Below are 9,601 nucleotides of genomic sequence, written 5' to 3' on the forward strand. Positions count from 1 at the left end.
CTGCCTGGTTTCTTCGGGCCACTTCAATCTTGGAGAACGGCCACGGATGGCCCGATCATGAGCGCGACCGTCCGCCGGGCGTTTGCATAGATCCTTCACCGGCTCGCTCCGGCTCTCGGCCATCTCGCGCAAGATCCGGCTGACTTGTTCGTTGGTAAATCGCCTCTTCACTGAGTTCTCCTCACCTCTAGGAGAAAAGAGAATTCACTTGCCCCGTGGCCACGAGAATCGGCTCAGGTCAGCCTTGCGTGCGCTAGAGGCCGCTGGGGAAATGCAGAAGTTTCGCGGCTATTACGAATAGGATCCGACAATTACCACCTTGGTGCCGCGAACTGCAGCTTGCGGACCGCATGACGCGTGCCCACTTCGATTGAGCGAACACGTATGTCGGAGATCGCTTGCTGACCAGGCTGCACATTCGTCCACGCGCCTTCACGCCACGCACAATCAGCGACGCACGTAGTCCAGCCAGCGACGTCCGCAAGCGCACCCTCGCACTCCATCGATGCCACGTACCGCACAAAAATCGCCCCGGGCGCAGCCGGCCGCTATGCGAAAATCCAGGCGTCCATCCTTTTCAATCGACCAACGGGGTTCGCATGACCACCCACATCACGATCGAATTCACCGAGCACGCAGCCGAAGCCATCGGCGAGCAGACCAGCACCAGCTTTTCGTACGACCAGGGCGCGCACGTACCGCAACCGGGCGACTTCGTCGAACTCGAGAATTCGCGCCAGACGTTTCTCGTGATTGGCCGCGTGTTTTCGCTCAAGGCGAACTACAGCGCCGTCAAGCTGGTGCTCGACCTTCCTCCGTCGGATGGCGAGCCGGATTTCGACCCGGCGCACTGACGGACCACGAGAGACGCGTTACACGCATTACACCAGCCTGAACCGACGACCACGCAGCGCCTGCCTCGGCGCTGCGTTCAGCATCACCACCCGCATCAATCCTGCCTGGCAGGTACATACCGGGCCTGCATCAACCCGCTCGGCAACCGCTTCGTATCGTCGAGTTGCAGCAGCGTCTGCGGCAGGTCACTGCCGAACGGCGGAATCCCCTTCCCGAGTACGATCGGCACCCAGCTGAGCGTGATGCTGTCGACGACCCCGGCCGCGATACCTTCCCGCGCCGTCATGCCGCCGTCTAGGTAAACGTGACGATGGCCTTGCTCCGCCAGCCTGCCAAGCAGTGTCGTGAGCGCACCGTCGAACGGTTCTTCGCCGTGGCGCGAAGCCAGTTCCCGACGGGTCATGACCACCATCCGCTTGCCGGCATAGGGCCATGGGTCAAACGCAATCACCGTGTCGTACGTGTTGCGCCCCATCACGATCACGTCGATGTCGTTCATCAGCGACGTATAGCCGGTTTCATCCGGCGAGTCCGACGAAAACGCCTCCAGCCACGACAGATCGCCGTTTTTCACCCGCGATGAATCCATCGAGACTGAGGGCGAGAAACACGCTGCCCCGAGGGCGAGTACAGACATCCTTTCGAAAATGCAAGGATGCCGAGTATATCCATGATCGACGTGCGCTGCCGATACGGTGGCAGGACGTCTTCGTTTGCGGCTACGGCGTTCGCTCGCATGCGGCAGGCATCGCCCGTCGTCCGATCGATCGCAGCCCGGCGCTCGGGCATCGAATTACGCACCCACGATCGCGTGCGCGGCCAATCGGCCAAGCTGAGGAGCCAGAATCACGCCAGGATGGCCAACAACGGCATAGACGCCTGCAACATCCGGCAAGAACCCGTTGATCGGCGCACCGTCGTTCGTCATCGGCCGAAGCGCCGATTTCGCCGAGAGGGGCGTGAGGGTCGGCGGATCGGCAAACAATGCCGAAATGTCCGCCGCCGTACGTGCAGCAAGCGCGGCAAGACCGTCGCCCCCCTCTTCCGGAGGATCCGCAGCCGACAGCAGGCTACCCGACGGGCCGACGCGCACTTCGAGGTCCTGCCCGTAGAGCAAGTGGCTGATGAGCCCCGGCTCGGCCGCGAAGCGCATCAAGACGGCCGGCTCCTCGCGAACGGGCAATGACATGCCCAGGCCTGCGGCGATTGCAACCGCGGAAGCAGCGTTCGCCAGGACGACGACCTCCGCCGGCACGTGCCCGTGCGCGGTATTTACACCGACAGCGCGCCCATTGTGCGTTTCGACCGCTTCAACTGCGCAACCGCACCGGATCCGCGCACCGGCGGTTTGTGCGCCGGCCAGCAACCGATGCGTCAAGTCGATCGGCTCGACCACGAAATCGTCCGGTGCCCATGCGATCAACTCGGGAAGTCGCGCAAGACGCGGCTCCATCCGGGCCACGTCTCGACGTCCCAGCGCCTCCATTTGCACGCCCGCCGCGCGCTGCTCGTCGATCAATGCGGCGGTCTGCGCATCCGTGTCCAGCCAGACAAGCGCCCCGCGCGTCGTCACCGGCAACGGGCCCAGTTCACGCGCCAGCCGGGCGAACTCCGGGAGCGCGCCGAGCGTGCGGGAAAATCCGGACGGGTTTTCAGAAGGAAGCGCGCTACCGGTGCCCACCCAGCCGAACGACCAGTGAGTTGCGCCGCCCGCGGCCGCCGGCTGCTTTTCCAGCAGCGTCACCTGCGCGCCCGATCGCGCAAGATGCCACGCGATGGACGCGCCGACGATGCCTCCGCCGACCACGACGACGCGCAGATGGTTGATTCCCATGAGTGACATTCGGAAGTCGCGGGGTTCCGACTATACCGTTCGCCGCTCTTCGCCGCTGTGCGGTTGCCTGCCGCCCATCATCGCGAATCGCGTCGTCCTCTCGCGCCCGGCAAACAAACAATCGATCGATATCCGCGGCACTTGAGGCGGGCGGACGATACAGAAAAGCCCGCCGAGGCGGGCCTTACTCAAACACCGGGCTCGACACTTCATCGCATGTCCGGAAACGCCGCCGCCTTCAAGCATCGGTCGAACCACACCACATCGTCGCCATCGCCGATCGGCCACATTTCCGCATCGAGTTGCGGCAACCCGGCTACGGGCGCTGACGCGTGGTTATCGCCACCGGCCGCCCCTGCGCGTATCCAAGCCGATTGCGCTCCACCGTTGTCGCACGCATTCTCATGCGCCTGTGTTTCGCAAAATGCCACGGGGCGAACCTTCCCGCCGTCTGCCGCGCTCACCGATCGGTACTGATAAACCGCACCGGTCGCCCAGTCCTCGCTCTGGCTGCAGACCCGTGCACGATGCTGCACATGGACAGCACCGAAACACGCATAGGAAACGTGCGCGCCACTTGCATCGTCGGGAATGAAATCGCAGTTTGCATCGAAACCGGTGAGCGGGCCGCCCGTGTAATTCGCGAGCCACTTGCGCTCGGCCAGCGCACGCGCGATCAACCCTTTGTCCGATCGATCGGCCAGCACGGCGGCGCGCCGATCGATGGCCTTGCGCACTTCGTCGACGGCCAGCGGACGGCCTTCGTAATCGGCGTCGAGACGGTTGTTGCGTGCGTCGATCCAGCGGCGCTGGCCGCGCACCAGCATGTCGCGGATCGTCGTGTCCGGCGCGGCCTTCAGTGCGCCCGAGTACGCCGAATTCATGCGCGCGTCGGCCGCGCGCAGCACGGAGTTCGTACAGATGCGCTTCTCGATCGACTGCACCGCTTTCGCGCAATCCATCGCAAAGGCCGGTAGTGCCATGCCGGCGCTCATCATGAACATCGAAGCAAGACCCGCCAGCCGGCCGGCCGGCCGATGCCATTCGAATCCCTCGCATGCTCTCTCTCAGTCGGTTTTTTCTTGGTCGCACCGCATCGGTGGGGCATCGCCCGTCACAGCCTGTCGTGCCCGCGCGCCGGTATCGCATGTCGCCAAAGGCAGCCTCCATGCTTCACCTTGCAGCGCCGCTCATGGTACGCGCGCCTGCACGGACGCACACCGTCCGGCGCGGTGCGCCCCGGCGTTCCTTCACTGGTGACTGGATCTCGATCGACTGGACGACGGTCATGCACGCCCGAACCCGGCGCGCATTCGGTACCGACGGTCATGAACGACCGTCGGCGAAATGATCCTGCTGGCGGCGGCCGCACATCGTCGCGCCCGAATGCACGATCGGCCGACCCGCACCGCTTTGCTTCGCGGCACCGACGCCCGACGGTTTGCCCGCCGCGGTCGGCCTGCCGCGAAACCGTTACTTCTTCTCCGGCTCCGACGCGCCCGGCTGCTTGAACGGGAACGTGCTGAACATCGACTTCGCCTGGTTCTGCATCTGCTCCTGCATCTGCACGAACATGTTCTTCGACTGCTCGATGTAGCTGGTCATCATCCCTTGCATCATCGGCGCCTGCATGTTCATGAACTGCGACCAGACTTCCGGATTCATCGCATTGCCTTCGTACAGGTTCTTCGACTGATCCGCGAGCTTGTTCTGGATGTCGATGAACGCCTGGATGTTCTTTTCCAGGTACGTCCCCATCATGCCCTGCATCGCATGTCCGTAGAAACGGATGATCTGCGACAGCATCGACGACGAGAACATCGGCACGCCGCCGCTTTCCTCTTCGAGGATGATCTGCAGCAGGATGCTGCGCGTCAGGTCTTCGTTGGATTTCGCGTCGACGACCTTGAAGTCCTCCTGCTCCAGCACGAGTTGCTTCACGTCGGTCAGCGTAATGTACGTGCTTGTCTCTGTATCGTAGAGCCGACGGTTCGGGTACTTCTTGATGAGCCGTTCGGCCGTCTTCTTTGTAGTAGTCATGTAACGCCTTTGAGTGCAGCGTAGCGGAAGTGACGAATCCCCGCCGCCCGAATCCGGGAGGCGGGGGCCTTCGGAATACGCCCGGCTGCGCGGCCACCCGGCCCGCGCAGCGCGGACGCTCAGCCCATGTGCAGGCCGCCGTTCAGCGAGAAGTCGGCGCCGGTCGCGAAACCGGAATCGTTCGACGCGAGCCACGCGACGATCGAACCGATTTCCTCCGGCCCGCCGAGACGCCGCACCGGGATCGTCGCGACGATCTTCTCGAGCACGTCCGGGCGGATCGCCTTCACCATGTCGGTGCCGATGTAGCCCGGCGACACGGTGTTGACCGTCACGCCCTTCGTCGCGACTTCCTGTGCGAGCGACATCGTGAAGCCGTGGATACCGGCCTTCGCGGTCGAATAGTTGGTCTGGCCGAATTGCCCTTTCTGGCCGTTCACCGACGAAATGTTGATGATTCGGCCCCAGCCGCGTTCGACCATCCCGTCGATCACCTGCTTCGTCACGTTGAACAGGCTCGTCAGGTTGGTGTCGATCACGGCGGTCCAGTCTTCGTGCGTCATCTTGCGGAACACGACGTCGCGCGTGATACCCGCGTTGTTGACGAGCACGTCGATCTCGCCGACTTCAGCCTTGACCTTGTCGAACGCTTCCTTGGTCGAGTCCCAGTCGCCGACGTTGCCTTCCGACGCGATGAAATCGTACCCGAGCGCCTTCTGGTCCTCGAGCCATTTCACCCGGCGCGGCGAGTTCGGGCCACATCCTGCGACCACCTTGAAGCCGTCTTTCGACAGGCGCTGGCAGATGCTGGTGCCGATGCCGCCCATCCCGCCCGTTACGTACGCAATTCGCTGAGACATAAATCTCACTCCATTTTTTGGTTTCGAGAGCTGCCGGAGCCCCCTCTGACTTCACGTGACGCCGGCCGAAGCCGCAATCGGCCGGCGCACGGATTCGGTTCGCCGGTGGCGAACGGCCGGTTACGGACGACCGGTTACGGACGCTCGACCGCGAGCGCAACGCCCATCCCGCCGCCGATGCACAGCGACGCCAGCCCGCGCTTCGCGTCGCGTTTCTGCATTTCGTGCAGCAGCGTCACCAGGATCCGGCAGCCCGATGCACCGATCGGGTGACCGATCGCGATCGCCCCGCCGTTCACGTTCACCTTCGACGTGTCCCAGCCCATCTGCTTGTGCACCGCCAGCGCCTGCGCCGCGAACGCCTCGTTGATCTCCATCAGGTCCAGGTCGCCCGGCGTCCAGCCCGCGCGCTCCAGGCACCGGCGCGACGCCGGCACCGGGCCCATCCCCATCACGCTCGGATCGACACCCGCGTTCGCGTAGGCCTTGATCTTCGCCAGCGGTGTCAGACCCAGCGCCGCGGCCTTCTGCGCCGACATCACCAGCACCGCCGCCGCGCCGTCGTTCAGCCCCGACGCGTTCGCCGCCGTCACCGAGCCGTCCTTCGAGAACGCCGGCTTCAGCCCCGCCAGCGACTCCGCCGTCACGCCGTGACGCACGAATTCGTCGGTCGCGAACTGCAGCGGCTCGCCCTTACGTTGCGGGATCGACACCGGCACGATCTCGTCGGCGAAGCGGCCCGCCTTCTGCGCGGCTTCCGCCTTGTTCTGCGACAGCGCCGCGAACGCATCCTGCTCCTCGCGCGTGATCCCGTATTCCTTCGCGACGTTCTCCGCCGTGATGCCCATGTGGTACTGGTTGTACACGTCCCACAGGCCGTCGACGATCATCGTGTCGACCAGCTTCGCATCGCCCATCCGGAAGCCGTCACGCGAGCCCGGCAGCACGTGCGGCGACGCGCTCATGTTCTCCTGGCCGCCCGCGATCACGATGTCCGCGTCGCCCGCGACGATCGCGTTTGCTGCCAGCATCACGGCCTTCAGGCCCGAGCCGCACACCTTGTTGATCGTCATCCCCGGCACTGCCGTCGGCAGCCCGGCCTTGATCAGCGACTGCCGCGCCGGGTTCTGGCCCGAGCCGGCCGTCAGCACCTGGCCCATGATCACTTCGCTCACCTGCTCGGGCTTCACGCCCGCGCGCTCCAGCACCGCGCGGATCACCGTCGCGCCCAGTTCGGGCGCCGCAATCTTCGCAAGCGAACCGCCGAATTTGCCGACCGCGGTCCGCGCGGCCGATACGATCACTACGTCCGTCATTTCCCTTTCCTCCAGGCCCGCACGACACGGCGCATCGCTACCGGCCCTGTTAAAAAAACTGCGGTGCATCGGACAGCGTGCGCCGCTGTCCGTCTTTCGTCAATCGCGCTGCAATACGTACCGGCCCGGCGCCGGCTCGATCACCGGGAACTGTGCGGAACCGGGCTGGGCAGGCGGCGCCACCTTGCGGCCGCCGTACTGGTCGAGCCACTCGACCCAGGTCGTCCACCAGCTTCCCGGGTGCTCGGTCGCACCGGCAAACCAGTCGTCCGCCGATTCGGGCAGGTCGCTGTCGTTGATCCAGTAGCTGCGCTTCTTCTTCGCCGGCGGATTGATCACGCCCGCGATGTGCCCCGACGCGCCGAGCACGAACTTCAGCGGGCCCGACAGGATCGACGTCGATGCATAGGCCGTCTGCCACGGCACGATGTGATCCTCGCGCGAGCCGTAGATGAAGGTCGGCACGTCGATCAGTGTCAGGTCGACCGATTCGCCGCACACGGTCAACGCGCCCGGCTCGCGCAGCTTGTTCTCGAGATAGGTATTGCGCAGGTACCACGCGTACATCGGGCCCGGCAGGCTCGTCGAATCGCCGTTCCAGTACAACAGGTCGAACGGCGCCGGCGTGCGGCCCTTCAGGTAGTTGTCGACGACGTAGTTCCACACGAGGTCGTTCGGTCGCAGGAACGAGAACGTGTTCGCGAACTCGACGCCGCGCATCAGCCCCGGCTGCGTGCCGTTCTTGCCGCCGATGGTCTGCTCGCGCATCTGCACGTGCGCCTCGTCGACGAACACGTCGAGGATGCCGGTGTCGCTGAAGTCGAGCATCGCGGTGAGCAGCGTCATCGACGCGACCGGATGTTCGCCGCGCGCGGCGAGCACCGCGAGCGCGGTCGCGAGCATCGTGCCGCCGACGCAGAAGCCGAGCGTGTTGATCTGCTCGCGGCCGCTCACCTGCTGCACGGCGTCGATCGCCGCGAGCAGCCCTTCGTTCATGTAGTCGTCCCACGTCTTGTGCGCGACCGATGCGTCCGCGTTGCGCCACGACACGAGGAACACCTGATGGCCGTTCGACAGCGCATGCGCGACGAGCGAATTCTCGGGCTGCAGGTCGAGGATGTAGAACTTGTTGATGCACGGCGGGACGATCAGGAGCGGCCGCTCGAACACCTTGTCCGTCTTCGGCGTGTACTGGATCAGCTGGATCAGGTCGTTCTCGTAGACGACCGCACCTTCAGTACACCCGAGGTTCTTGCCGACCACGAACTGCGATTCGTCGGTCTGCGAAATCTTGCCGCGCTGCAGGTCGCCGAGCAGGTTCATCATCCCCTGCCGCAGGCTTTCGCCCTGCGTCTCGAGAATCGATTTCTGTGCGTCGGGATTGAGTGCGAGGAAGTTGCTCGGCGCGGCGGCGGCCGTCCACTGCTGGACCGTGAAACGAATGCGCTCGCGCGTCTTCGGATCGGTCTGAAGCGCGTCGGCCAGTTCCTGCAGATAGCGCGCGTTGAGCAGATACCAGGCCGCCGCGAACGCATGCGCCGGCGACGCCTTCCATGCATCGCCGCTGAAGCGGCGGTCCTTCAGTTCGGGCGACTCGAGCTTCGCGGCGGCGGCCTGCTGCATCAGCGCCATGCAATCGCGCGCGTAGTCGGCCTGCAACGCCTGAAGCCGCTCGGGGGGAATCGCGGCGGCCGGCAGCTTCAGCCCGGCGAACGGCGACGCCATCGCGCCGAAATCGGGCATCGACGGCACCTGGAACGGAAACGATGTCGGAAACTGGAATGTCGCGAACGGATTCACGGTGGCCGACGCAGTCGCGGCACGTGCCGGATCCGCAAAACCGCGCCACGCGTTCAACCACGACTCGAACATCTGCTGCATCGGCTGGGCGGCCGGATCGAAACCAATGCTGCCCGTGGAAGTGCCCGCCTGAGCGGACGTCGACGATTTTTTCGATGCTGTCATTACCTGCCTTACCGGTGATTCGTGAGCGTCTGTCGTGAAATCCTGCTCGCGGGCGGCATGCCGGCAGCGAGCCGGGCCGTCATGCTCTGGAGAGGCGTCTCCAGATTCTGCCGCAGTGCGGTATTTTTATCATTATCGTTTTCCCCATGTGAAGCGCCATATCAAACCGCTGAACAATTCCGCACGGAGATAATCCTCGCGCAACAGGCGGGACAAGGGTTCCGGCGAAACATAAAACATTTTGATTGACTTGACTTCGCATTTTTCATTCAGCCGCGCATGTAACGCGGCATGGCCGCCGCAAAATCGAGATAACCCGATTTTGCAGCGCGACAAATCCCGCGCCCATGCGCATCCCGTCAATCCGCCAGCCAGATCGCCGCCGCCATGCGGCCCGTCACGCGGTCGCGCCGGTACGAATAGAAGCGCGCCTGTTCGGTGACCGTGCAGGCCGTCCCGCCGCTCACGTGCGCCACGCCCGCACGCGCAAGACGCAAGCGCGCGAGCGCGTAGAGATCGGCCAGGAACTTGCCGGGCGCGCCATCGATCGCGACGAACGCAAGCCGGGTTTCATCATGCTCCGACTGCGGGGCCGTGTCGAGAAACGCATCACGCACGTCGGCGCCGACCTCGAACGCCCGCGGGCCGATCGCCGGCCCGAGGTAAGCATGAAGCGCGTCCGTCGCACCGCCCGCGAGTGCCGCGACCCGCGCCGCCGTCTGTTCGACGAT

At 64.6% G+C, this 9,601-nt stretch carries 9 protein-coding genes and 1 pseudogene; 1 reads left to right on the plus strand and 9 read right to left on the minus strand.

What is annotated here, in order from left to right:
* The first annotated feature begins 599 nt into the window (after positions 1-599).
* Positions 600-854, plus strand: coding sequence for a hypothetical protein (locus DPV74_RS10745; RefSeq protein WP_060068411.1), 255 nt, complete (start codon positions 600-602; stop codon positions 852-854).
* A 95-nt stretch (positions 855-949) separates the two neighbouring features.
* On the opposite strand, the gene DPV74_RS10750 is transcribed toward DPV74_RS10745, so the two are convergent.
* The 9 genes and pseudogenes from DPV74_RS10750 to DPV74_RS10790 all read right to left on the minus strand — a co-directional run.
* On the minus strand, positions 950-1,429 hold the full coding sequence (locus tag DPV74_RS10750) for a dihydrofolate reductase family protein (RefSeq protein ID WP_240439955.1): 480 nt from the start codon (positions 1,427-1,429) through the stop codon (positions 950-952).
* Between the two features lie 219 nt (positions 1,430-1,648).
* Positions 1,649-2,689, minus strand: a complete 1,041-nt coding sequence (locus DPV74_RS10755; protein ID WP_162923013.1) for an FAD-binding oxidoreductase — start codon at positions 2,687-2,689, stop codon at positions 1,649-1,651.
* Between the two features lie 209 nt (positions 2,690-2,898).
* Positions 2,899-3,516 (minus strand): hypothetical protein, encoded by a 618-nt coding sequence (locus tag DPV74_RS10760; RefSeq protein WP_240439956.1) that lies wholly within the window; start codon positions 3,514-3,516, stop codon positions 2,899-2,901.
* A gap of 9 nt (positions 3,517-3,525) precedes the next feature.
* Positions 3,526-3,693: pseudogene (locus DPV74_RS10765) on the minus strand (hypothetical protein); the annotation flags it as partial.
* 469 nt (positions 3,694-4,162) lie between these two features.
* On the minus strand, positions 4,163-4,729 hold the full coding sequence (gene phaR, locus DPV74_RS10770; RefSeq protein ID WP_006485265.1) for a polyhydroxyalkanoate synthesis repressor PhaR: 567 nt from the start codon (positions 4,727-4,729) through the stop codon (positions 4,163-4,165).
* A gap of 119 nt (positions 4,730-4,848) precedes the next feature.
* The gene (locus tag DPV74_RS10775) at positions 4,849-5,589 is read right to left on the minus strand and encodes a 3-ketoacyl-ACP reductase (RefSeq protein ID WP_006491801.1); all 741 of its coding nucleotides are present in this window, start codon (positions 5,587-5,589) and stop codon (positions 4,849-4,851) included.
* Between the two features lie 134 nt (positions 5,590-5,723).
* Positions 5,724-6,905, minus strand: coding sequence for an acetyl-CoA C-acetyltransferase (locus DPV74_RS10780; protein WP_119337131.1), 1,182 nt, complete (start codon positions 6,903-6,905; stop codon positions 5,724-5,726).
* 99 nt (positions 6,906-7,004) lie between these two features.
* Positions 7,005-8,870: an alpha/beta hydrolase gene (locus DPV74_RS10785; RefSeq protein ID WP_027787250.1), complete on the minus strand. Its 1,866-nt coding sequence runs from the start codon at positions 8,868-8,870 to the stop codon at positions 7,005-7,007.
* Between the two features lie 359 nt (positions 8,871-9,229).
* On the minus strand, positions 9,230-9,601 hold a 372-nt coding region (locus DPV74_RS10790), incomplete at its 5' end, for a laccase domain-containing protein (RefSeq protein ID WP_205571905.1).

Origin of the sequence: Burkholderia sp. HAN2018, assembly GCF_024704855.1 — a bacterium.
GTDB classification, from domain to species: Bacteria; Pseudomonadota; Gammaproteobacteria; order Burkholderiales; family Burkholderiaceae; genus Burkholderia; species Burkholderia cepacia.

Bases quoted from the DNA above. Each gene is read 5' to 3' on its own strand.
- DPV74_RS10745 (WP_060068411.1), top strand. From the start codon at position 600: ATGACCACCCACATCACGATCGAATTCACCGAGCACGCAGCCGAAGCC.
- DPV74_RS10755 (WP_162923013.1), bottom strand. From the start codon at position 2,689: ATGGGAATCAACCATCTGCGCGTCGTCGTGGTCGGCGGAGGCATCGTC.
- DPV74_RS10760 (WP_240439956.1), bottom strand. From the start codon at position 3,516: ATGCTGGTGCGCGGCCAGCGCCGCTGGATCGACGCACGCAACAACCGT.
- phaR (WP_006485265.1), bottom strand. From the start codon at position 4,729: ATGACTACTACAAAGAAGACGGCCGAACGGCTCATCAAGAAGTACCCG.
- DPV74_RS10775 (WP_006491801.1), bottom strand. From the start codon at position 5,589: ATGTCTCAGCGAATTGCGTACGTAACGGGCGGGATGGGCGGCATCGGC.
- DPV74_RS10780 (WP_119337131.1), bottom strand. From the start codon at position 6,905: ATGACGGACGTAGTGATCGTATCGGCCGCGCGGACCGCGGTCGGCAAA.
- DPV74_RS10785 (WP_027787250.1), bottom strand. From the start codon at position 8,870: ATGACAGCATCGAAAAAATCGTCGACGTCCGCTCAGGCGGGCACTTCC.